22 protein-coding genes are annotated in these 22,832 nt (G+C 65.7%); 8 read left to right on the plus strand and 14 right to left on the minus strand.

Annotated features, from left to right (window positions below):
* Window positions 1-32 precede the first annotated feature (32 nt).
* The 9 genes from aqpZ to ACO2Q9_RS06970 all read right to left on the minus strand — a co-directional run bounded on the left by aqpZ (window position 33) and on the right by ACO2Q9_RS06970 (window position 11,580).
* On the minus strand, window positions 33-719 hold the full coding sequence (gene aqpZ, locus ACO2Q9_RS06930) for an aquaporin Z (protein WP_423309632.1): 687 nt from the start codon (window positions 717-719) through the stop codon (window positions 33-35).
* 373 nt (window positions 720-1,092) lie between these two features.
* A complete protein-coding gene (locus ACO2Q9_RS06935; protein ID WP_423309634.1) occupies window positions 1,093-3,456 on the minus strand; it encodes a CHASE2 domain-containing protein in 2,364 nt (787 codons plus the stop codon).
* Window positions 3,453-4,139, minus strand: coding sequence for a response regulator transcription factor (locus tag ACO2Q9_RS06940; protein WP_423309636.1), 687 nt, complete (start codon window positions 4,137-4,139; stop codon window positions 3,453-3,455). Before ACO2Q9_RS06940 ends, ACO2Q9_RS06935 begins: the two co-directional genes overlap by 4 nt.
* 126 nt (window positions 4,140-4,265) lie before the next feature.
* A complete protein-coding gene (locus tag ACO2Q9_RS06945) occupies window positions 4,266-4,718 on the minus strand; it encodes a type IV pilin protein (RefSeq protein ID WP_423309640.1) in 453 nt (150 codons plus the stop codon).
* Complete coding sequence (locus ACO2Q9_RS06950) at window positions 4,715-6,439, minus strand: PilC/PilY family type IV pilus protein (RefSeq protein ID WP_423309645.1); 1,725 nt, start codon at window positions 6,437-6,439, stop codon at window positions 4,715-4,717. Before ACO2Q9_RS06950 ends, ACO2Q9_RS06945 begins: the two co-directional genes overlap by 4 nt.
* On the minus strand, window positions 6,436-7,350 hold the full coding sequence (locus ACO2Q9_RS06955; RefSeq protein WP_423309649.1) for a PilW family protein: 915 nt from the start codon (window positions 7,348-7,350) through the stop codon (window positions 6,436-6,438). The genes ACO2Q9_RS06950 and ACO2Q9_RS06955 overlap by 4 nt, the downstream gene beginning before the upstream one ends.
* Window positions 7,347-7,919 (minus strand): type IV pilus modification protein PilV, encoded by a 573-nt coding sequence (gene pilV, locus ACO2Q9_RS06960; RefSeq protein WP_423309652.1) that lies wholly within the window; start codon window positions 7,917-7,919, stop codon window positions 7,347-7,349. The genes ACO2Q9_RS06955 and pilV overlap by 4 nt, the downstream gene beginning before the upstream one ends.
* Window positions 7,913-8,461 (minus strand): GspH/FimT family pseudopilin, encoded by a 549-nt coding sequence (locus ACO2Q9_RS06965; RefSeq protein ID WP_423309656.1) that lies wholly within the window; start codon window positions 8,459-8,461, stop codon window positions 7,913-7,915. Before ACO2Q9_RS06965 ends, pilV begins: the two co-directional genes overlap by 7 nt.
* Window positions 8,462-8,598: 137 nt before the next feature.
* The gene (locus ACO2Q9_RS06970; RefSeq protein WP_423309659.1) at window positions 8,599-11,580 is read right to left on the minus strand and encodes an L-glutamate gamma-semialdehyde dehydrogenase; all 2,982 of its coding nucleotides are present in this window, start codon (window positions 11,578-11,580) and stop codon (window positions 8,599-8,601) included.
* 94 nt (window positions 11,581-11,674) lie between these two features.
* Here ACO2Q9_RS06970 and ACO2Q9_RS06975 point away from each other — a divergent pair, with 94 nt between their 5' ends.
* Together ACO2Q9_RS06975 and ACO2Q9_RS06980 are read left to right on the plus strand one after the other, a co-directional pair.
* Window positions 11,675-12,163 (plus strand): Lrp/AsnC ligand binding domain-containing protein, encoded by a 489-nt coding sequence (locus tag ACO2Q9_RS06975; protein ID WP_423309661.1) that lies wholly within the window; start codon window positions 11,675-11,677, stop codon window positions 12,161-12,163.
* 82 nt (window positions 12,164-12,245) lie between these two features.
* Window positions 12,246-12,815 carry a DUF3617 family protein gene (locus ACO2Q9_RS06980; protein WP_423309665.1) on the plus strand — a complete coding sequence of 190 codons (570 nt, stop codon included), beginning with the start codon at window positions 12,246-12,248 and terminating at the stop codon, window positions 12,813-12,815.
* 17 nt (window positions 12,816-12,832) lie between these two features.
* Here the strand turns inward: ACO2Q9_RS06980 and ACO2Q9_RS06985 are convergent, their stop codons facing one another.
* Entirely contained in the window at window positions 12,833-13,543 is a 711-nt protein-coding gene (locus ACO2Q9_RS06985; protein ID WP_423309668.1) for a YggS family pyridoxal phosphate-dependent enzyme, read from the minus strand.
* Window positions 13,544-13,584: 41 nt separating this feature from the next.
* Here ACO2Q9_RS06985 and ACO2Q9_RS06990 point away from each other — a divergent pair, with 41 nt between their 5' ends.
* Genes ACO2Q9_RS06990 through ACO2Q9_RS07005 form a run of 4 tightly spaced genes read left to right on the plus strand, consistent with a single transcriptional unit; the run spans window position 13,585 to window position 17,370 of the window.
* Window positions 13,585-14,628 carry a type IV pilus twitching motility protein PilT gene (locus ACO2Q9_RS06990; RefSeq protein WP_423309670.1) on the plus strand — a complete coding sequence of 348 codons (1,044 nt, stop codon included), beginning with the start codon at window positions 13,585-13,587 and terminating at the stop codon, window positions 14,626-14,628.
* 25 nt (window positions 14,629-14,653) lie between these two features.
* A complete protein-coding gene (locus tag ACO2Q9_RS06995) occupies window positions 14,654-15,292 on the plus strand; it encodes a cyclic nucleotide-binding domain-containing protein (protein WP_423309672.1) in 639 nt (212 codons plus the stop codon).
* Between the two features lie 34 nt (window positions 15,293-15,326).
* A complete protein-coding gene (locus ACO2Q9_RS07000; RefSeq protein ID WP_423309674.1) occupies window positions 15,327-16,463 on the plus strand; it encodes a PilT/PilU family type 4a pilus ATPase in 1,137 nt (378 codons plus the stop codon).
* A gap of 7 nt (window positions 16,464-16,470) precedes the next feature.
* Entirely contained in the window at window positions 16,471-17,370 is a 900-nt protein-coding gene (locus tag ACO2Q9_RS07005; protein ID WP_423309676.1) for an NAD(P)-dependent oxidoreductase, read from the plus strand.
* Window positions 17,371-17,385: 15 nt separating this feature from the next.
* On the opposite strand, the gene ACO2Q9_RS07010 is transcribed toward ACO2Q9_RS07005, so the two are convergent.
* The 3 genes from ACO2Q9_RS07010 to ACO2Q9_RS07020 form a co-directional block, all read right to left on the minus strand.
* Complete coding sequence (locus tag ACO2Q9_RS07010; RefSeq protein WP_423309678.1) at window positions 17,386-18,072, minus strand: BON domain-containing protein; 687 nt, start codon at window positions 18,070-18,072, stop codon at window positions 17,386-17,388.
* Window positions 18,069-18,668 (minus strand): phosphoheptose isomerase, encoded by a 600-nt coding sequence (locus tag ACO2Q9_RS07015; RefSeq protein WP_423309680.1) that lies wholly within the window; start codon window positions 18,666-18,668, stop codon window positions 18,069-18,071. The genes ACO2Q9_RS07010 and ACO2Q9_RS07015 overlap by 4 nt, the downstream gene beginning before the upstream one ends.
* A gap of 95 nt (window positions 18,669-18,763) precedes the next feature.
* Complete coding sequence (locus tag ACO2Q9_RS07020) at window positions 18,764-19,135, minus strand: YraN family protein (RefSeq protein ID WP_423309682.1); 372 nt, start codon at window positions 19,133-19,135, stop codon at window positions 18,764-18,766.
* Between the two features lie 11 nt (window positions 19,136-19,146).
* Here ACO2Q9_RS07020 and rsmI point away from each other — a divergent pair, with 11 nt between their 5' ends.
* Window positions 19,147-20,076 (plus strand): 16S rRNA (cytidine(1402)-2'-O)-methyltransferase, encoded by a 930-nt coding sequence (rsmI, locus tag ACO2Q9_RS07025; protein ID WP_423309968.1) that lies wholly within the window; start codon window positions 19,147-19,149, stop codon window positions 20,074-20,076.
* 3 nt (window positions 20,077-20,079) lie between these two features.
* Here the strand turns inward: rsmI and ACO2Q9_RS07030 are convergent, their stop codons facing one another.
* The gene (locus ACO2Q9_RS07030; protein WP_423309684.1) at window positions 20,080-21,351 is read right to left on the minus strand and encodes a Zn-dependent hydrolase; all 1,272 of its coding nucleotides are present in this window, start codon (window positions 21,349-21,351) and stop codon (window positions 20,080-20,082) included.
* Window positions 21,352-21,491: 140 nt separating this feature from the next.
* Here ACO2Q9_RS07030 and ACO2Q9_RS07035 point away from each other — a divergent pair, with 140 nt between their 5' ends.
* Window positions 21,492-22,826, plus strand: coding sequence for an FAD-dependent oxidoreductase (locus ACO2Q9_RS07035; RefSeq protein ID WP_423309686.1), 1,335 nt, complete (start codon window positions 21,492-21,494; stop codon window positions 22,824-22,826).
* The last annotated feature ends 6 nt before the right edge of the window (window positions 22,827-22,832 follow it).

Below are 22,832 nucleotides of genomic sequence, written 5' to 3' on the forward strand. Positions count from 1 at the left end.
CCTCCCTATGGAAAGCGATGATCGGGATCGCGTCAGTTGCGGTCGCCGACGGTGCGGTGGATCAAGGCGCCGAGGAGGGCACCCGCCAGCGGAGCGACCCAGAACAGCCACAACTGCTGCACAGCCCAACCGCCCGCGAAGAGCGCTACGCCGGTGCTGCGCGCCGGGTTCACGGACGTGTTGGTCACGGGGATGCTGATCAGATGGATCAGCGCCAGACCGAAGCCGATGGCAATGGGCGCGAAGCCTGCGGGCGCAGAACGGCTGGTCGCGCCGAGGATGATGAAGAGGAACATGGCGGTCATGATCACTTCTGTCACCAGCGCCGCTTGCATGGAGTAGCCGCCAGGCGAATGCTCACCGAATCCGTTGGACGCGAAACCGGCCGTCACGTCGAAGCCGGCCTTGCCGCTGGCGACGACATACAGGACGGCGCCAGCAATCACGGCACCGGCAACTTGCGCGACGACATAAGGCAGGAGCTCACGACCGGGGAAGCGCCCTGCCGCCCACAGACCCACGCTGACCGCCGGATTCAGGTGACAGCCGGAGATGTGTCCGATGGCATAGGCCATGGTCAGCACGGTAAGACCGAATGCCAGCGACACGCCATGCAACCCGATGCCCAGTTGAGGAAAGGCTGCGGCCAACACGGCACTGCCGCAGCCGCCCAGCACAAGCCAGAAAGTTCCGATCAGTTCCGCTGCGTATTTCTTCATTTGCTTTCCTCCAGGATTGAGTTGGGTGCCGGTCGTGCAAACGAACGCTGACCACACAGGAGGCGGACTCTAAAAGTCAACAGCAAGCACGGATAGTGAATTGACAATTTCCAACATTTGAATTTTCAATGTTTGACAATTCGACGCGTTGAAAAAAAGGCCTGCACGAAGCAGGCCCAACACGCAAAGCTCAAAGGGGGGAATGGTGCGAACCGTTCTGAGGGAACGGCGAGCGAGCTTGCGCGGCTGCGCCACCATTGGAGAAAAGCAGCAGCAATGAAAGTTTCGTTGACCACTTGGGAAGAGGCAAGGCGATTTGCCATCAACATTGCAAAGAATGTTTAAATCAAGATCCCTTGCATGAATTTCCTTCTCAAGCCCTCCCGGGATCGGACAAGTCATCCGGCAAAGGCTGATCGGGAAGCGGGATGCGGAGACGGAACTCCGTTCCCCGCCCGACCTGGCTCGACACATCCACCTGTCCCTTGTGCTGCGTGACCACCGCTTTCACGAAAGTGAGGCCGAGACCGGCACCATCCGCCTGTGACCGGCCAGCGGATGTGAGCCGTCTGAACCGCTGGAACAGCAGCGGAATCTCGTGCGGCTCGATGCCGACTCCCTGATCCCTCACGCTGATCGCCACCCACCCGCCTTCACAGCGGAGCGAGCAGTGCACGACCGAGCTGGTGGCGCTGTACTTGATGGCGTTGGAGAGAAGGTTGACGATGACGCGCGTGAACAGCGACCGCTCCACAGGGCAGTAGACCGGTTCATCCGGGAGATCGGTCTCGATCCGGATCTGCGCCGCAGTCGACTGGACCCACAGCTGGTCCGCAGCATCGAGCACCAGATCGGAAAGGTTCGCCAGCTCGAAGATGTAGATGCCGGATTCCGCCTTTGCAAGGTGCAGGAAATCCTCGGCCAGTTTGAGCGACTGCCGGGCCAGCCCTTCGATGCGGTCGAGCACTTCCGGAACCTCGTCCAGGCTCTTCAGCCGGCCCCGTCGCAGCTCGATGAGCGTGAGAATGGACGACTGCGGCGCGCGGATGTCGTGCGAGATGAAACGCAGCGCTTCGTCCCGCCGCCTCTGGACTTCCCGCACGCTGGCAATGTCGACCATCGAGACGATCCAGCCCAGCAGTTCACCGTCGGGGCCGGTGCGCGGGACGCCTTTGACCAGCAGGTCATCGTCCTGCGAATCCTCCCTCGTTTCGAGTGCGAAGGCCCTCGTGTCGTGCATCGAGTCGAGTCGCGGGAGATCGCGACGGATGGACTGTGCCTGCCGCGCCAGCAACTCGTCGATGGCAAGGCCGTGCAGCATGGCTGGCTGGGCGACACCATAGCGGCTGGCCGCTGCCAGGTTGGCCAGCGTCACGCTGCCGCGGGCATCGGTGACGAATATGGTGTCCGGCACGCTGTTCAGGCTTCCCCGCACGAAGTGATGCAGGGAGCGGAATTGCTGCGCCGCCATCTGCAGGGACTGGATGCGCTGATCCAGCTGGTCACCCTCCGTCTTCGGGGTTTTCGGCCCGAGCGTGAACGCATCCTTGCGCACACGCTGGAATTCCTCGGAAAGATACTGCATCGCCAGTTCGAGGCGGCTCCAGCTCCAGACGGGATAAGCCAGCGCCACACTGAACATGCCGGCCATGGGGGCAAAAGCGATGCCCAGCGGGCGGTGCAGCGCGACAGCAACCACGGGGATTGCCATGAGCAGCCCGAGGATCGCGGGTAGCGCCAGCCGGACACTGAAACGCCGCAGGACCAGCAGGGCCAGAAGCCCCGGCACGGTGTTGAAGATTGCATTCTCGAACGCCGTCGCACGCCGCAGATGGACACCATTCTTCAGTGCATCCACGAGATTGGCCGAAATCTCCGCGCCCGCCATCCCCGCGTGCGCTCCGGACACCGGCGTCGGAAACGAATCACGCATTCCGGCAGCGGTCGCGCCGATCACGATGATTTTTCCCTGCACGTCCTGGGCGTCGAAACGCCCGGCAAGGACATTGGCATACGAGAGCGTCCTGAAATGCCCCGGCGGCCCCGCAAAGGGGATCTGGATCCAGTAGTCACGAAGCCAGTCTTTCGATGCTTCAAGGCCGTTTTGCGCATGTGCCGGAGGTGCGCGGAGACCGGGCAGCCCCCGCTCGGGCGAGGGGGCCTTGCCGGCCACGCGCAACAATGCGAGCGCCAGGTGATCCCACTGGTGCGCCTGCACACCCTCGCGCAGGAAGGTACTGCGCAGCATGCCGTCACTGTCGAGTTCGTAGTGGACATGGCCGATGGCCGCCGCAGCCTGCGAGAACTCCGGCAGCGGCAATGACGGAACGGGGTCGCCGCCCGACGGCACGTACATGGTGACGGGCAGCACCACATTTCCCGCATGGGCCATCGCCTGTGCGAGCACGGCATCGGATGCCTCGCCCGACTGCGCGCGTTCGGAGAGCAGGAGGTCGATGCCGATGGCCGCGGGCATGGCCGCCGACAGTCGGTTGAGCAGCCGGGCGTGCACGTCGCGCGGCCACGGCCACTGCCCGACACTGGCCAGGCTTTCGTCGTCGATGGCCACGATGACGATGTCCGGATCCGGGGTGCGTCCGTTGTGCTGCAGCGCCCAGTCCGACACGACGTTGTCCAAGCGCGTGAAGCCCCCCATGCTCCCGGCCCAGCCCGCCAGCATGGCAAGCAGCAGAACGGCCACTGCCGGCGCCCATCGCCAGAACGCAGGCGCCTTCATGCGCCGAGCCACTCGAGCCGGTAGCCGTGGCTGTAGACAGCCAGCAGGCGAAAGCCGTTCTCCGGCCGCAGGTTGAGGCGGCTGCGGACGCGCGAGATGTGCGTGTCCAGCGACCGCGAGCTGACGTCGGCGTCCGCGCCCCAGACAGCCTGGAGCAGATAACCGCGCGTCAGCAGCCGGCCCGGGTTGGAGAACAGGTTGTAGGCGAGCAGGAACTCCTTCAGCTTGAGTTCGACTGGCTCACCGTTGTGCCGGACCCGCGCCGTTTGGAGGTCCAGCCGGTAGCCGCCCAGTTCCACGGTCTTGCGCAAGGCGTGCGGATAGGTCCGCCGCAACAGTGCATTCATCCGCGCCAGCAGTTCGGCGACACGCACCGGTTTGGCCATGTAGTCGTCCGCGCCAGCCGACAACGCAGCCACGACATCCTGCTCCTGCGTGTGGTCGGTCACGAAGAGCACAGGCACGCGATGGTCGAGATTCGCTCGGACCCACTTCACGACTTCGAAGCCCGTGGCGCCGGGCACGCCCCAGTCAAGGACGAGAAGGTCGTAGCTTTCCCTGCCCAGCGCGTCGAGGATGTCCAGACCGCTTTCGAAAGGGTGGCAATCATGGCCCAGCGCCTGGACGATGGCACGAATCAACTCGAGCTGGGAGTTGTCGTCCTCCAGTACAGCGATGCGCATGACGTCCCTCGTCTAGTTGGTATTCCCGGTTCCTGATCGCGAATGTCAAGACCTGCAAGGCAATTCTTGACGGGAGACCTTGTCATTGAAAGCGATTTGACAATTCTTGACTGTGCGCGCCCTCGCTCAGTGCCAGCAGCGATGGGCAGTGGATCCTGCAGCGCCCTGCGCGCCCTTGCTGTCCAGCGTGAGCGTGCCGCACGGGTCGTCCGTCATGACACCCACAGGTGTTGCCGCAAGCACGTAGTTCGCCATATCGGCGGACTGGAGTGACACGCGATAGCTCGGCGCGCCATTGGCCGGTACGGTCCGCAAGGCCTCGGGAATCTCGATCGCCGTGCCGGAGGCGGCGTCGGAACGACGGTCGAAGCGGTCGTGGGTGGCGTGGAATTGCTGCATGAACTGCGCCGCCTGCAGCAGCGCCACGCGCGCCTGCGCGCGATGCGCACGCCGGACGTGATCGCGGTATGAAGGAATCGATACGGCTGCAAGGATCGCCATGAGACCGAGGACGATCAACAACTCCAGAAGCGAGAAGCCCCGTGGCTTCACGCGAAGGTGCAAACCCTGGCGGTTCATTGCGGGAAATTCACGATCTGCCGCCAGCTGCGCCCCGGCCGGAATTCGCCCGGGTCCACGAGCACCGTGCGGCCCGATGGGGTCTTCAACTGCGACTTTCCGTGCGCATTGACGGCAGGGCCCTCGCCGGCGCGAACACGCACCCCGGCGACTGTTGCGTCGAATGCATCCACCATGCCATCGCCATTGGTGTCGAACAGCGGTTCTTGTGTCATGCCACCCGTCAACGGGTCCAGCTGCAACTCGATCGATTCGAGACTGTCGGGCGTGGACAGCCGGAACCGTACGACGCCGCGAACGAAACCGGGGCCTCGCGTATCGGACACGCCCGGCGGCAACGGCAATCGCCAGCCCCGATGCTTCTTCCAGTCGATCTTCTGCGCGACCACCGTCTCGAATCCGGAGCCCGGCAAAGGCGCGAGCGTGTGTGTCGCCAGTTGACCGCGCTCGACAGGCGCCACTTCGGCGGCCGACGCATTCGCGGCCGCCCCCAGCCGGCTGCGATCCCAGATGCCATACAGCGCCTGCTGCTGCGCAATGCCGGCCGTTGCGGCGCCCGGGGACATGCCCGGTGGCAGGGCCGTGCCGCCGATCACCAGGAAGCCACCCTGCGGATGTGGCGCGACCTCTGGCGGGGCGACAAAGGCTTGCGGCACGCCTTCGTCATCCACGGCGGTGAACAACGGCTTGCCTTCGAGCGCTACGTGCCATTGCGATGGCGTGACGGAAGACAGATCGAATCGCCACAGATGCCCGAGCAGATCACCGGCGTAGATGGCGACGATGTGCCCTTCCGCATTCCGGACTGCACGGATGCCCGTGAGCCCATTGGCGGGGCCTGGATGTGCATCGATCTGCCGCATCAGCAGGCCGGTTGCGAGGTCGAGGATGTACAGCCGCGCGATACCACCAGCGCCGCCCATGCCGTTGCCGAACAGCACTGCCTGCCGGCCATTGCGCATGAGGCCGGTCTCGACGTTCACGATGGCTGCGCCGAGCGCTTCGTCGCTCGTTGCGTCGAAGTCCCACGGCATGGGCTGCTCGCGATCCACCGCTTCGACACGGCGTGCCGAAACGGTGGCGCTCCTCGACGACGTGGCACCGGCCGACACGGTGTGCGCTTGCGGTCTGTGCAGCACGGCCCGGGAGCGCAGCAGGATCTGCGGATTCCTGGAGCCGTCCGGACTGCCCGGCCATGCATCCGGCTTCTGGTGCTGCACGACCGATTGCAACCAGACTTGCGCCCCGGCAACCCATCCCCGCGCCGTCACCTGATGAAACGGCGACGCGCTGTTTCCCGTTGAGGAGTCGCTGCCGGGCAAGGCGATTTCCTCGACGAGGCACTGCGCCCCGGCCTGCGCCGATGCGCCGGCATTCGCGTCCGGCGGGTTGGAAAGATCCGGCGCGACGTCGAGCGCCATTGAAGTCGGCGCCTGCCAGTTCACCAGCGACGCCCATCGGCGAGGCTCGACGTCTCCTGCGCCGGAGGCAGGCAGCACGGGGACCATCGCTTCACCCCGTTCGTCCACACGCCCGATCTTCGATTCGCAATGGGCCAGCGCGGTCTCCGCCGCCTGGAATGCCAGATGCTGGAGCCGCTGGTTGTTGCCGAAAGTGCCCGCCACCAGCGACGTACGGAAGACGGCCAGTGCGCTGACAGCCATGACCGCCATCAGGATCAGCGCGACTGGCAGCACCACGCCACGCGAAAGCGTCCTCATGTGTCGCCGCTCCGGTTGCGCAAATGCACGGTGGCAGACATGGCGCGACGAAGACGGCGATCGGCCGCATCGGCTGGCATGACGGTCTTGCCATCGCATCCGGTGTGCGCCACCGCCTCTGCCGCCAGGCCTTTCGGACTGCGCATGACCAGGCAGATGCGCACGCGCACCACGCGGGACCAGCGCAGCGGATCGTCGGCGTAGAGCGTGTCGATCTCCGCTGCCGTGAGGTCGCGCACCGCATCACCTGCCGGCATGCGGCGGCCCAGCTTGTCGGTGACCGGATCGGCCACACCCCACGTCATCACCAGGCTTTCGACGTTGTCCACCAACGGCTGGGACGAAAATCCGGCGCCGCTGCTGGCTGCGCAGTAGAGCGCGGGGTTGCCGGTCGCGGGCTGCGTGCGGATGAAGAACCTGTTCTCGGCCAGGGTGTATTGGCCCAGCGCCGACTCCGCGAAACCCAGCTGGTTGCCAAGGCAGTTGGTGGGGCGGCCTGCCGTTCCGGGGTAGGTATCGAAAACATCCGCTTCGTAGAGGATGCTCACCGCAGCATGGCCGGCGCCGCCTGGCGCGGCGCACGCGAGCGCGTCCACCGCATCGGCCGTGACGGACACGAACCCGTGATCACAGCCGCGCAACGGCACGCCGTCGTAATGCCTCAGGGCGTCTCCACCGCGCACCTGCTGGCGCGGCGGGCTGTAGCCTGCCATCCGCAGTTGCGATGTGAGGATGTTCAGCGCCGTCTGGCCATCGTCTCCGAGTCGCGCGAGCTCGTCGCCTGTGCGGATCACGCCACCCGTTCCGGCCGTGGACATCATCACCGCGCCGAGCACGACGAGTCCGATCGCCATCGCGACCAGCACTTCCACCATGGAGCGGCCGGCCTGCTGCGAGGACGGGGGCGTCACAACGACACCCTCATCGCCAGGCACTGCCATCCGCCCGTGCCCGCCGCAGAACCGGCCTGCTCCCTGCACGCATCGCTGCCCGACGATGTCTCATCGGCGGAAGACAATGCGGGCACGGACGGCTGCACCCAGCCCAGCCCCAGCAGCACGACGCCGGGCTGATCGACCTGCCGCGAGGAAGACATGCGCATGCCAGGCAGCGCGGCAGCGAGCGCCGCGGAGGCCCACGCCGCGCGGTCCTGCATGGCGATTTGCAAGGGCGTGCAGATTGCCATGCCAGCACAGGCCGGAGCCGCACCGGCGTCCCCCGGATCGTCGGCGGACCACTGGAAGTCGTAGCCGCCGGCCTCGACGCCGGTCCGGTTCGCACGCATGCGCTCGCTCCAGTCCATCGCCAGCAGGGATGCCGTCGCGCGGTACTGCGCAACCCGCGTGTTCTGCAAGGCGCGCGCATGCAAGCCAGCCAGCGGCAGCACCGCGAGCGAAAGCAGGAGCATCGCGACGAGCACTTCGAGCAGGCTGCTGCCCCGCTGGGCCCGGCGGCACACCGGCGGGTTCCCGGTCAGCATGCCCCCGCCTGCGTGATGCGCCACGCGCTGGTACTGGCGACGCACAGGCGCCGCTCCAGCGACGCGCTGATGCCGGGAGGCACCGCAAAACGGAAGCTGTTCTGGGCACCGGCCACACCACCCGTCGGCAGGAAGGTCAGCACATAGAGGGTGCTGCCGGCGGCCAGGATGCCGCCGCTGCGCTCCAGTGCGGCCTGCACATGCAGCACGCTGTCACCCGCATCGATCACGCCACGCTGCTCGTGATCCGTGAACACCAGCCAGCCGCGTGACCAGTCGCGCATGGCCACGTCCGTCTCGCAGCTCACGCCGTCCACACTCAGGCAGACGGAGACCGGCGCGCCGTGCTTGAGCGCCTCGGTCCGTGCCAGCTTGAAGCTGTTGGTGAGCTGGCTCGTGTGCGCCTGCATCGATCGCACCGCCATGAAATCGCGGTATTGCGGAATGCCGATCGCCGTCAGGATGGAGACGATCGCCGTCACCACCCCGGCCTCCACCAGCGTATAGCCAGAATGCCTGCTTCCTGCGTGCCTGTTTTTCATGGCGGCGCAGTCTAGGCATGCGGTTCGCGGGCGTCGTGCCGCTTAAGGTTTTTTGACGATGCGGGACATGCTGTTTGACATTCCGGGGACGAGCGGCGCGAAACTACCGACGCAAGGCGTTCTTGCCTTGAATCGTTTCACGCAAGCAGCACGGCATTCCCGCCCGCCGCTGCGGTGTTCACCGTCAACGTGCGTTCCGCGCAGAAACGGTACAGGTAGTGCGGCCCGCCCGCCTTCGGCCCTGTTCCGGACAGGCCTTCGCCGCCGAACGGCTGCACGCCCACCACCGCACCGATGATGTTCCGGTTCACGTAGACATTGCCCACGCGGGCACGCGCGGCAAGTGCTTCCGCCCTGCTGTCGATGCGTGTCTGCAGGCCGAGCGTGAGCCCGAAGCCGAGGGCATTGATCCCGTCGATGACATCCTGCGGATTGCCGCGCCAGCGCACGATGTGCAGCACCGGGCCGAAAATCTCCTGCTTCAGGTCGGCGATCTGCTTCACCTCGAAAGCATGCGGGCCGATCAGGTTGCGGACGTGCGCATCTTGCGGAGACGATGCCGGCACCGTGACCGCCTCCACGCGCAGGCGATCGATCTGTCGCTGGATGCCGTCGAATGCCTCCCGGTCGATCACCGGGCCGACATCGGTCGCGATGTCGGCCGCGTTTCCCGCGCGGAGCTCGCACGCAGCGCCCGCCACCATCGCGATCACCGCGTCGGCCACGCTCTCGTGCACGCACAGCAGACGCAATGCCGAACAGCGTTGTCCCGCGGAACGGAACGCGCTTTGCGTCACCGCGTCGGCCACCTGCTCGGGCAGCGCAGTCGAATCGACCACCATCGCATTGATGCCGCCCGTCTCGGCAATCAGCGGGATGATCGGGCCGTCCTTGTCCGCCAATGCGCGCTGGATGGCCTTGGCAACTTGCGTGGAGCCCGTGAAGACGACGCCTGCAATGTGCGGCGCAGACACCAGTGCGGCGCCGACGGTTTCGCCCGTGCCGTTGAGCAGTTGCAGCACGTCTTGCGGCACGCCCGCAGCGTGCAACAGTTCGACTGCTTTCAGCGCGACGCCAGGCGTCTGCTCTGCTGGCTTGGCCAGCACGGTGTTGCCCGTGGCCAGCGCGGCGGCCACCTGGCCGGCAAAGATCGCCAATGGAAAATTCCACGGGCTGATGCAGACCCACGGACCGCGTGCCTGCAAGCGCAGTTCGTTGCGCTCACCGGTCGGCCCCGGCAACGTGACCGGCGCCATGATGCGTTCGGCTTCATCGGCGTAGTAACGCAGGAAGTCGATCGCCTCGCGCACTTCGGCCACGGCATCGCCCCATGTCTTGAACGCCTCCTTCACGAGCAGCGCGCAGAAGTCCGGCATCTGCGCCTGCAACGCATCGCCGGCGAGTCGGAGGATCCGTGCGCGCTGCCGCACCGGCGTGGAAGACCAGGCCGCAAACGCGGCCACGCTGGCCTCGACCGCCGCGTCCACGGATGCGGTGTCCGCTTCCGGCACGACGGCAACCTGTGCCCGCGCCAGCGCGGCTTCCATCGAATGCACGTCGGTGTCCACGCTGAAATCCATGCCGGCGCTGTTGCGCCGTGCGCCAGGTCCGAACAGATCCACCGGCAGCGGCAGGCCCGACTCCGGTGCGAGATGCAGGGGTGACGCCAGCAACTCGGCCACCGGCATCGACGGGTCGGCCAGCCGATGTACGAAAGACGAGTTCGCCCCGTTCTCCAGCAGTCGGCGGACCAGGTACGCCAGCAGGTCGCGATGCTCGCCCACGGGGGCGTACACGCGGCACTGCACCTGCGGGTTCTTCATGACTTCGCGGTAGATGCCCTCGCCCATGCCATGCAGGCGCTGCAGCTCGAACGCGCAGGCGCCGCTGGCGGGGTTGCGCGCCGACGCCATCTGCAGGATGGCTGCGATCGTGCCTGCGTTGTGCGTGGCGAACTGCGGATACAGCACATCGCTCGCGGCCAGCATCGCGCGCGCGCAGGCCAGATAGCTGGCGTCCGTGTGATGTTTGTGCGTGAACACCGGATAAGCGGCCAGGCCCATCTCCTGCGCACGCTTGATCTCCGTGTCCCAGTAAGCGCCCTTCACCAGCCGGCACATCAGGCGTATCCGGTGACGCCGCGCAAGCGAAGCGACATGTTCGACAAGTTCGAGCGCGCGCGTCTGGTAGGCCTGCATCGCAAGCCCGAATCCCTGCCATTGCGGATGCTGCTGCGCGATGCGCGAGACCAGCGCGTCGAACACGTCGAGCGAAATTTCCAGCCTGTCGACCTCTTCCGCATCGATGGTGAGGTTGATGTCTGCCTGCGCTGCCAGAGTGCAGAGTTGCCACACGCGCGGAACGAGTTCGTCCATCACACGGTCGTGCTGCGTGTGGTCGTAGCGCGGATGCAGCGCGCTCAGCTTGATGGAGATGCCGTCCCTGTCCTGCGGGCCACGGCTTGCGCCGCCCCCGGATTGCGCCGCGATGCGTTCGATCGCATGCCGGTAGCTGGCAAAGCAGCGGTCCGCGTCCTTCGCCGTGCGAGCGCCTTCGCCGAGCATGTCGTATGAATGGCGCAGGTTCGGTTGGCCGCGCCGGGCAGCATCGGCTGTGCGCAGCGCTTCGTCGATGTCCTGGCCGAGCACGAACTGGCGGCCCAGCAACTGCACCGCGCGCAGCGTCGCGGCCAGCACCGTGCGCGAGCCCAGCCTCTTCACGAGGCCTGGCTCATCGCCGTCCGACGGAAGAAACTTCTTCGACAGCGCAATGGCGCTGGCCGACAGCCCGGCCAGCACGCCGTGCGCCGCACCATCTTCCGGGCCGGCGAAGTCCGCACGGCCCAGCTGGTCGGCCGTCAGGGCAATGGCGGTTTCCGCATCCGGCACACGCAGCAGGGCTTCGGCCAGTCGCATGAGCGCGAGGCCTTCGGCGCTGGAGATCGGGTATTCACGCAGCAGGCTTTCCATGGCCCAGAACGGCGGCGGGTTGTCGCGGACAGCCTCGACCCACGGCCGCGCCTGCGCGGCGGCAGATGGCCAGTCCAGCGCGCCGTCCAGCGACGCAATGCAGCGGGACACGATGTCCGGCTCGGGCCTGTACGGATTGGGGAGGCGCATGGATTTTCCTGAGTTTTGGCGAATTCATGGATATTCATTGCTTTTTCGATGAATTAATCACCAAAATTCACTCAGTAAATAGCCATTGATTCAGATGAACGAATCCATTGCCGAACTCGACCGGATCGACCTCCGCATCCTTTCCGTGCTGCAGCAGGATGGGCGCATCGCCAATCTCAAGCTGGCCGAGACCGTGGCGCTGTCGCCGACAGCCGTGCTCGCGCGCGTCCAGCGGCTCACGCGGGACGGCTACATCCTCGGGTACGAAGCGCGGCTCAACCCGCTCAAGCTGGGCGCCGGCATGATGGTTTTCGTCGAAGTGCTGCTCGACCGCACCACGCCCAATGTGTTCGACGCCTTCAAGGCTGCGGTGCAGGTGCGCCCCGAAATCATGGAATGCCACATGGTGGCCGGCGGCTTCGACTACCTGCTCAAGACGCGCATGGCCGACATGGCCGCCTACCGTGCTTTCGCAGGCACGGTGCTCTGGCAACTGCCCGGCGTGCGCGAGACGCGAACCTACGCCGTCATGGAGGAAGTGAAAAACTCCACGCATTTGCATCTGGATTCGCACCTGATGTGACATTCACTCACCAGCCGCATGCGCCGGCGCACGAACTGCCAGCACAATCGGCGCTGTTTTTTTCTTCCTCAAGGAGCATGGAATGCAACACCGGATGATTCTTCGCGCGGCTGCCCTCGGCGCTGTCTTCATGGCACTGCAGCCTGCTTACGCGCAGAGCGTCAAGCCCGGTCTCTGGGAGACCTCCAGCAAGATGAAGTCGGGCAGCGGCCAGATGGAGCAGGCGATGGCGCAGGCGCAGAAGCAGATGGCTTCCATGCCCCCCGAGCAGCGCAAGATGATGGAAGAAATGATGGCCAAGCAGGGCGTGTCGATGGGCGCTGCGGGCGCGCCCGGCACCACCACGGCCAAGTACTGCATCAGCCGTGAAATGGCTGAGACCAACGCGCTGCCGGCACAGCAGGACGGCAACTGCAAGTCCACCTATTCGCCGCGCGTGGGCAACACCATGAAGATCGGTTTCACCTGCACCAACCCGGCATCCAGCGGCGAAGGCACCATCACCTTCACGAGTGCCGAGGCCTACACGACGAAGATGACGATGAACACCACCGCAGGCGGCAAGCCGGAGACGATCAACCTCGACGCCTCGAGCAAGTGGCTGTCGGCCGACTGCGGTGCGCTGCGCCCGCTGGCACCGCCGAAGAAGTAAGGCCGCGAAAGAAACAATCAGTGCGCGGGGTAGCTCCGCGCACCGAAGATCGCCGAGCCCACGCGCACCATCGTGCTGCCCTCCAGGATGGCGGCCTCCATGTCGCCGCTCATGCCCAGCGACAGCGTGTCCCAGTGGCCCGAACCGGACATCGGCGCGAGCGCGCCGATGTCATCGAACAGCGCGCGCATGCGCCGGTGCACCATGCGCTGGGCGTCGATGTCTTCCACCGGATCGGGGATGGCCATGAGCCCGCGCAGGCGCAGTCGTGGCATCTGTACAACGGCCAGCGCCAGTGTTACCACTTCCTGCGGCGGCACGCCGGACTTGCTGGCGCCACCGTCGATGTTCACCTGCACGCAGACATCGAGCGGCGGCAGGTCCGCGGGTCGCTGGTCAGCCAGCCGCTCGGCAATCTTCAGCCGGTCGATGGTGTGCACCCAGTCGAAGTTCTCCGCCACGAGGCGCGACTTGTTGCTCTGGATGGGACCGATCATGTGCCACTGCGCACCCAAATCGCGGAGGAGCGTGATTTTTTCCACGCCCTCCTGGATGTAGTTCTCACCGAAAGCCTTCTGTCCTGCTGTAAAAGCTTGCCTGACAACTTCGGCATCGAAGGTCTTCGACACGGCCAGCAGCTTCACGTCTTCCGCGTTGCGCCCGGCCGCCTGACAGGCGGAATCAATGCGCTGGCGAACGCGCTGGAGGTTGTTGCCAATCGTCGTCATAATAGGTTACAAGCGTATCAAACCCATCCCTGAGGGACTCCGTGGACATCACCCAACTGCTGGCGTTCAGCGTCAAGAACAAGGCTTCCGACTTGCACCTCTCGGCGGGTCTTCCGCCCATGATCCGCGTGCACGGCGACGTGCGCCGCATCAACGTCGATGCGCTGGATCACAAGGCGGTCCACGGCATGGTGTACGACATCATGAACGACACGCAGCGCAAGCAGTACGAAGAGTTCCTGGAAGTCGACTTCTCGTTCGAAATCGAAGGCCTGGCGCGCTTCCGCGTGAACGCGTTCAACCAGAACCGTGGTGCGGGCGCCGTGTTCCGGACGATTCCTTCCAAGATCCTCACGCTCGAGCAACTGAACGCGCCGAAAATCTTCGCCGACCTCGCGCTCAAGCCGCGCGGGATGGTGCTGGTGACCGGCCCGACGGGCTCGGGCAAGTCCACCACGCTCGCCGCGATGGTGAACTACCTCAACGAAACCGAATACGGCCACATCCTCACCGTGGAAGACCCGATCGAATTCGTGCACGAGTCCAAGAAGTGCCTGGTCAACCAGCGTGAAGTCGGCCCGATGACGCTGTCGTTCGCAGCCGCGCTGAAGTCCGCGCTGCGTGAAGACCCGGACTGTATTCTGGTCGGCGAAATGCGCGACTTGGAAACCATCCGCCTGGCGATGACCGCCGCTGAAACGGGCCACCTGGTGTTCGGCACGCTGCACACGTCGTCCGCCGCCAAGACGATCGACCGGATCATCGACGTGTTCCCGGCCGAGGAAAAGGAAATGGTCCGCGCGATGTTGTCCGAATCGCTGCAGGCCGTGATCTCGCAGACGCTGTGCAAGACCAAGGACGGCCAGGGCCGCGTGGCGGCGCACGAGATCATGATCGGCACCTCGGCCATCCGCAACCTGATCCGCGAAGCCAAGGTGGCACAGATGTATTCGGCCATCCAGACCGGCAACAGCGTGGGCATGCAGACGCTGGACCAGAACCTGACCGACCTGGTCAAGCGCAACGTCATCAGCGCGGCCGAAGCGCGCGGCAAGGCCAAGATTCCCGAAAATTTCCCGGGCTGAGAGACACAGTCCGACTGGAGCCAACATGAAAAGCGTCTTCGGAATGCTGAAGAAGTCATCCTCGCCGCAGCGCCCGTCGCTCGAGGATGCGCAGGACTCGCAACTGTTCACCTCCGCCTTCGCGGAGCTCGGCGTGGACGGCTCGATGCTCATCCCCTGGGAGCTGCGCGCCGGCGAGATCGACGGCAAGCGGATCAACTCCTCGCGCGGCGTGAAGCTGCTGCAACAGCTGTGGAGCAAGGACAAATACATGGGCGCGCTGGACGAGAAAGCCGTCCTGCGCCTGGAGAAGTTCTTCGACTTCGCGATCGTGCCCGCCAACCGCGACATCATCGTGCAGGACGAATACGGCAACTTCATGGTGGTGCTGCTGACCGGCAACATCGCCGTGGACCGCCTGCAGCCCTGGGGCGAACAGTTGCGCCTGACCGAAGCCAAGCCCGGCGACATCCTGGGCGAGATGTCGCTGCTGGACAGCGGCCTGCGCTTTTCGGCCTGCACCACGCTGAGCGAATCCGAGATCGCCGTGCTGAGCGCCGAAGGCCTGGACCAGATGATGACCGAAGAGCCGCAACTGGCCGCAAGCCTGATTGCGTTGCTGGGCCGCAAACTGTCGCTGCGCCTGCGCGTGGTGAGCGCGCGGTTGAGCGACCGCCAGAGCTGAAGCCACAAAGAGCAGTACGACGGGGGTAGCATTCATGGAACGCGATCAGGCCAGTAAATTCATCAACGACCTGCTGAAGCTGATGATCAGCCGCAACGGCAGCGACCTGTTCATCACGGGCGACTTCCCGCCGGCGATGAAGGTGGACGGCAAGATCACCAAGGTGTCGGCGCAGCCCCTGGGCGCGGCGCACACGCTGGCGCTCACGCGCTCCATCATGAGCGACAAGCAGATGGCGGAGTTCGAGCGCACCAAGGAGTGCAACTTCGCGATCTCGCCCGCCGGTGTCGGCCGCTTCCGCGTCAATGCGTTCGTGCAGCAGGGCAAGGTCGGCATGGTGATGCGGGTGATCCCGCAGACGCTGCCCACCATCGACGGCCTGGGCGTGCCGCAGGTGCTCAAGGACATCACGATGTCCAAGCGCGGGCTGTGCATCCTGGTCGGCGCGACGGGTTCGGGCAAGTCCACCACGCTGGCGGCCATGGTCGACTGGCGCAACGAGCAGTCGTACGGCCACATCATCACCATCGAGGACCCGGTCGAATTCGTTCATCCGCACAAGAACTGCGTGGTGACGCAGCGCGAAGTGGGCCTGGATACCGACAGCTGGGAAGCCGCACTCAAGAACACGCTGCGCCAGGCGCCCGACGTGATCCTGATGGGCGAAATCCGCGACCGCGAAACCATGGAACACGCCATCGCCTTCGCGGAAACGGGTCACCTCTGCATGTGCACGTTGCACGCCAACAGCGCCAACCAGGCGCTGGACCGCGTGGTGAACTTCTTCCCCGAAGAACGCCACCAGCAATTGCTGATGGACCTGTCGCTCAACCTGCGCGCCATGATTTCCCAGCGCCTCGTGCCCAAGCAGGACGGCAAGGGCCGCCAGGCCGCGGTGGAGATCATGCTCAACACGCCGCTGATTTCCGACCTGATCTTCAAGGGCGAGATTTCCGAGATCAAGGAAATCATGAAGAAGAGCCGCAACCTGGGCATGCAGACCTTCGACCAGGCGCTGTTCGACGCCTACGAGAACAACCTCATCACCTACGAAGACGCGTTGCGCAACGCCGACTCGGTGAACGACCTTCGCCTGCAGATCAAGCTCAACAGCCAGCGTGCCAAGTCGCAGGACCTGTCCACCGGCACGGAACATCTCGCGATCGTCTGAGGCATCGATGTCGATCAACGTCCGCAACTACGAATCCACTCCCTCACGCAAGGTCGCCTTCGTCGGCCTGGGCGTCATGGGCTACCCCATGGCCGGCCATCTGGCCCGCGCCGGTCACCAGGTCACCGTCTACAACCGCACCGCGTCCAAGGCAGAGACCTGGGCGAAGGAATTCGGCGGCAAGCACGCGGCAACGCCCAGGCTGGCCGCGCAGGAGGCAGACATCGTCTTCTGCTGCGTCGGCAATGACGATGACCTGCGCGGCGTGACGCTCGGCGCCGACGGTGCCTTCGCGGGCATGAAGGCCGGCGCGATCTTCGTGGACCACACCACGGCTTCGGCCGACGTGGCCCGCGAACTTCATGCAGCCGCGAAGAAGGCGGGCTTCGAGTTCGTCGACGCGCCCGTCTCCGGCGGCCAGGCCGGTGCGCAGAACGGCATGCTGACGGTGATGTGCGGCGGCGACCAGGCTGCCTTCGACGCCGCGCGCCCCGTCGGCATGGCGTTCTCGAAGGCGTTCACGCTGATGGGCGAAAGCGGCGCGGGTCAGCTCACCAAGATGGTCAACCAGATCTGCATCGCAGGCCTGGTGCAGGGCCTGTCGGAAGCCATTGCATTCGGCATGCGTGCGGGCCTGGACATGCCGCAGGTGCTCGACGTGATCGGCAAGGGCGCGGCCCAGAGCTGGCAGATGGACAACCGCGGCAAGACGATGGCCGAAGGCAAGTTCGACTTCGGCTTCGCGGTGGACTGGATGCGCAAGGACCTGGGTCTCGTGCTCGACGAAGCCAAGCGCAACGGTGCCCGGCTCCCCGTCACCGCGCTGGTGGACCAGTTCTACGCCGATGTGCAGCAGGCCGGCGGCAATCGCTTCGACACTTCCAGCCTGATCACGCGGCTGAAGTAAGCGCTTCAGCGACGGTCAGTTCGTGCGCGGCGACGGCGACGTCGTACCGCTTGCGGGCGGCGTGGTCTGGATGCGCTGCAGCTCTTCCGGGCTGATGATCTCGAGCACGCGCACCACGCGCTGCACGCCGGCGACGCCGCGCGTGATTTCGGTGGCGCGGTCCGCCTCGCGCTGCGTCACGCGCCCCATCAGGTAGGTCGTGCCACGCTCGGTCGTGACCTTCACCGAATTCGCGAAAATGTCCTTCGAGTCGACCAGCGACGCCTTCACCTTGCCGGTGACAAGGGCGTCGGACGAGCGCTGCGTGAGCGTCGAATTGCCCATCACGCCGAGTTCGTTGACGACCGCGTTCACGTTCTCGACGCGGCTCACCACCTGCTCCACCAGTTGCTTGTCCTGCGCGGACGGCACTTCACCGGTCAGCAGGACCTGGCGGTTGTAGCTGGTCACGTTCACGTGGACACGGTCACCCAGGTTCTCGCGGATGCGTGAGCCGGCGCGCAGCTCGATGCCTTCGTCCTCCAGCTGGATGCCCGAGGTACGGCGGTCCGTCGCCACCATCGCACCGCCGACGGCAGCGCCGCCGATCAGCACGGGGGCGCAGGCGCCCAGCATGAACGAGAGGGCCGTGCCTGCGAGCACGGCGGTGCCCAGGCGGATGAAGCGCGAGGGCAGGCGCGAAGCGTTGGTCTGGATGTTCATGCGGATGTTTCCTGTTCTCCAAGTAATTGGTTGTCGACGCCGTCGCACAGGCAGTGCAGGACGAGCAGGTGGACTTCATGGATGCGCGGCGCACGGTCGTGTGGCACGCAGATGTGCACGTCGGTCTCGCGCAGCAGGCGACCCGCCTGGCCACCGCCATGGCCTGTGAGTGCCACGACAGTCATGTCACGTTCGTGCGCGGCTTCGACCGCCGCCACGATGTTCGCCGGATTGCCGTCGTCGGTGAGGACGAGCAGCACGTCACCGGCCTGCCCGAGCGCGCGGACCTGCCGGGAAAATGCAGCGGCGAATTCGTAATCACTCGCGATGCCGGAGAGCACCGCCGTGTCGGCCGACAGCGCCACGGCTCCCAGCTCGGGCCGCTCACGCTCCAGGCGGCCGACGAAGGCCGCAGCGAAATACTGGGCCTCCGCTGCCGATGCGCCGTTGCCGCACGCCAGCACCTTGCCACCACTTGTCACGCAAGCCAGCATGGCCTGCACCGCCGATGAAATGGATTTGCTGAGCACGGGGCCGGCCTGGTATTTCAGGTCGGCGCTGTCGATGAAATGCTGTTGGATGCGTTGCTCGAGCATGGCCGAAGATGATAACCCCGCATCGTGAAACCGGATGTAGGCCGGGGTCACAAAAGCTAACGCCGCAGAAGCCAACGCGCGGCGGGTGCCTCCGGCTACGCCGCGTCGAATGCCGCCTTGAGCCAGACCAGTTCGTCCTCCACCAGAACCACGTCGAAGCGGCACGGCGGCATCTCGCGCAGCTTCATGAGGTAATGGCGCGCCGCGAAGATGATGCGCCGCTGCTTGACGCCGCCGACACTCGCGCCCGCGCCGCCGTGCGCCTTGGTCGAACGCGCCCGGACTTCGACGAACACGAGCGTGCCATCCCTGTCCTGCATGACGAGGTCGATTTCACCGCCGCCGCGTCCCGGCGTCCGATAATTGCGCTCGACCAGCTTCATGCCGGCTTGGCGAAGATGTGCCAGCGCGACGGACTCCGCCGCATCGCCGACCTGCTTGGTATTTGTTCCTGCCGGGAGTCCCATTGACCGCCACCCTGAATGCATCGTTCTCGAATGCCCTTGCCACCGCCCGGGAGGCAGCAGGGCACCAGCATTATCCGCAGGGCGCGCTCTACGTCGTGGCGACGCCGATCGGCAACCTGGCCGACATCACGCTGCGCGCGCTGCACGTGCTGGCCATCGCCGACACGATTGCCTGTGAAGACACGCGGCACACGCAGACTTTGCTGCGCGCCTATGGCATCGAGAAGTCGTCGCATCAACTGCTGGCCGTGCACCAGCACAACGAAGCCGAGGCCTCCGGCCGCGTGCTGGAAAAGCTGCACGCAGGCGAGCGCGTGGCCTATGTCAGCGATGCCGGCACACCCGCCGTCAGCGACCCCGGCGCGCGCCTCGCACACGCGGTCACGGCGGGAGGGCTTCGTGTGCTGCCACTTCCCGGCGCGAGCAGCATCACCACGGCGCTCAGCGCGGCGGGCCTCGTGCATGACAGTGGTCATTTCGTCTTTGAAGGATTCCTCAGCACCCGCAGTGCCGAGCGCGACGCGGCGGTTCGGAAGATCGCGGCCGAGCCACGGGCCGTCGTGCTGCTGGAAGCGCCGCACCGCATCGAGGCGCTCGCCACTGCACTCGTCGCGCTCGGAACGCGGGAGATCACGCTGGCGCGCGAACTCACCAAACAGTTCGAATCCATCCACACCCTGCCTGCCTCGGATGTGCCAGCCTGGCTGCAGGAAGACACGCAACGCACACGTGGCGAGTTCGTGGTCGTCGTGCATGCCGCTGCGGCCGTCACGGAGCCCGGCGACGATGCCGGCGCGCGCGCGCTGAAGCTGTTGCTGGACGAGGGCGTGCCGCTCAAGTCAGCCGTGAAGATCGCCGCGCAATGGACCGGCGGCTCACGCAACACCCTCTACGATCTTGCACTCTCGCTGCGCAAGGACGCCGTCCGCGACACGGACTGACGCTCATCCCCGTGCAATGCCTGCGCGCTCCAGCAGGGCGTGCAGCAACACGTTGCAACCCGCCTCCACATCGGCGGGCTTCGCGTCCTCCACCTCGTTGTGGCTGATGCCATCCTTGCAGGGAATGAAGATCATCCCCGTCGGGGCAAGGCGAGCCGTGTACACCGCGTCGTGCCCGGCTCCGGAGATCATCCGCCGGTTCGGATACCCGAGCGCCTGCGCTGCCCGCTCCACCGCATCCACACAGTCCGCATGGAAGGGCTGCGCGGGATAGCTCGAGACGGATTCGAGACGGATCGCCAGTCCTGTGCTGGCAGACAGCTGCGCGGCCGTTGCACGCATGTCGTCGGCCATGGCGTCCAGCAGCGCGTCGGTGTGGTTGCGCAGGTCGATGGAAAATTTCACCTGCCCCGGGATCACGTTGCGGCTGTTCGGGAACACCTGCACCATGCCGACGGTGCCGCGCCCGTGCGGCGGATGTCGGTGCGCAATTGCCACCACTTCCTGGATCAGCGCAGCGGCCACCTGCATGGCATCCTTGCGGATGCCCATCGGCGTCGGACCTGCATGCGCCTCCATGCCTGTGACGGTGCAGTCGAACCAGCGCACGCCCAGCGTCCCGAGCACCACACCGATGGTGGTGTCTTCCTGCTCCAGCACCGGGCCCTGTTCGATGTGCGCCTCGAAGTACGCGCCCATGGGGTGCTGCCCGGGTTCCTCATCGCCGACATAGCCAATGGCCTGCAACGCCTCGCGCACGCTGATGCCTTCGGTGTCACGCGCGGCGTAGGCCTGCTCCAGCGGGATCGCGCCCGCGAACACACCGGATCCCATCATCACCGGCACGAAGCGCGAACCCTCCTCGTTGGTCCAGGCCACCACTTCGATCGGCGCTTCGGTTTCGATGCCGAGTTCGTTGAGCGTGCGCACCACCTCCAGCCCGGCCAGCACGCCGTAGTTCCCGTCGAACTTGCCGCCGGTGGGCTGCGTGTCGATGTGACTGCCGGTGGCCACAGGCGGCAGCGCGGGGTTGCGTCCCGGCCGGCGCATGAAGACGTTGCCGATCCTGTCGATCGTCACGCGCATGCCTGCTGCACGGGCCCACGCGATCACGAGGTCACGCCCCTGCCGGTCCAGGTCGGACAACGCGAGCCGGCAGACGCCGCCCTTGGGCGTGGCACCGATCTCCGCAAGATCCATCAGGCTGTGCCAGAGACGGCTGCCATCGATCCGCAGGGACAGGTCTTCGGACAGGCTGGAAACGATCGGACGCATGGATGACCTCCTCTCCGGTGCGGGACCGGTCAGCACGAGTGTCCGGTGACGGCCATCGCCGGACCATAGCCCGTTCGGGCCATGGCGGACAGCCGTGCGCATTCCTAGACTGGGCTGAACTGCATTCGAAGGAACAAGTCATGCGCGTGATCGTGGTGGGCGCCGGCATCGCCGGCCTGGGAGCGGCGTACCGCCTGCGGGAAGAAGGCCACGAAGTCGTCCTCATCGAGAAGGACGAAGAAGCCGGAGGACGCTGCCGCGCGGTTCAATGGCACGGCATCTGGGCCGTGACGGGCGCATTCGCTTTCCTCGGCGCAGAAACCAACCTCATCGAGCAGGCCACCAAGCTCGGCATCTACGAGCCGGGCCTGCTGGCCGACCTCACCGCCGCCCATCGCTGGAACGTGCTGGTCAAGCGGGGCAAGGCCGTCGACTTCGGCGCATTCGACATGACCAGCGCCGCGAAACATCCATCCATCCCCCTGGGTGAGAAGGCACGCCTGCTGGCCACGCTTCCCGTGCTGGCCCGCCAGATGATGGCCAGCGACCCGCACGACCTCACCAGCGCGCTGGCGCTGGACGACGTGAATGCCTGCGAGTATTTCCGCCGCTACTCGCCCACCTTCGTCGACTACTTCCTCGAGCCCTGCATGGGCATGTTCTGCGGCTATGGGGAGGACGATTTCTCCCTCGGCTGGGCCGCCTGGAGTTCGTCCGGCCGTCTTTCGTGGGCCGGCAACAGCATGTGGAGCTTCAAGGAACGCGGCGCCGGCCACCTGACCTGGTCGCTGCAGGAACACTTCGCGCAGGACGAGGGCTGCGACCTGCGCACCGGCTGGACGGTGGATGCCGTGCATCACGACACGAACGGTGTGCGCGTGCGGGCGCACCGCGGCGACAGCGCCGAACTCATCGCCGGCGATGCCGTGGTGATGGCCGTGCCCGGCAACCACGTCAGCAGGCTCATGCCCGGACTGGACGCACGCCGACGGGACTTCTTCGACCGCATCGACTACGCGGGCCACCACATCGTCTACTACCTGCTGGACCGCCCCAAAGGCGAACTGCTCGACACCTATGTGCTGCCCGCGGCCGATGGCTTCCGGCGCACCGGCAACCTGCGCTTCACCGACCTGGGGAACGGAAGAACCTTCGCCCATTCGCAATGGAAGGACTGGGGTTGCCGCCAGCACGCGCACGCGAGCGACGAGGAGTTGCTGGCGATCTCCTGGAGCGACGTGGAAGACGCCGTGCCGCAGGTGCGCGGCACCCGCGTGATCGACAGCTTCATCTCCAAGCAGCCGCATGCCATCTGCAAGCGACCGAAGGGCTTCATCCGCGGCCTGAAGGATTTCAGGTCGCTCGGCGCCTTGCCGCGCGTGGCATTCTGTGGCGACTACCTCACCAACAGCACCGTGGGACAGTCGCACTGGTCGGGATTGCAGGCGGCGGAGGAACTGATGGCGGGTGGTTGACGGGAC

Origin of the sequence: Variovorax sp. VNK109 (assembly GCF_049445855.1) — a bacterium.
GTDB lineage: Bacteria > Pseudomonadota > Gammaproteobacteria > Burkholderiales > Burkholderiaceae_C > JAGOCV01.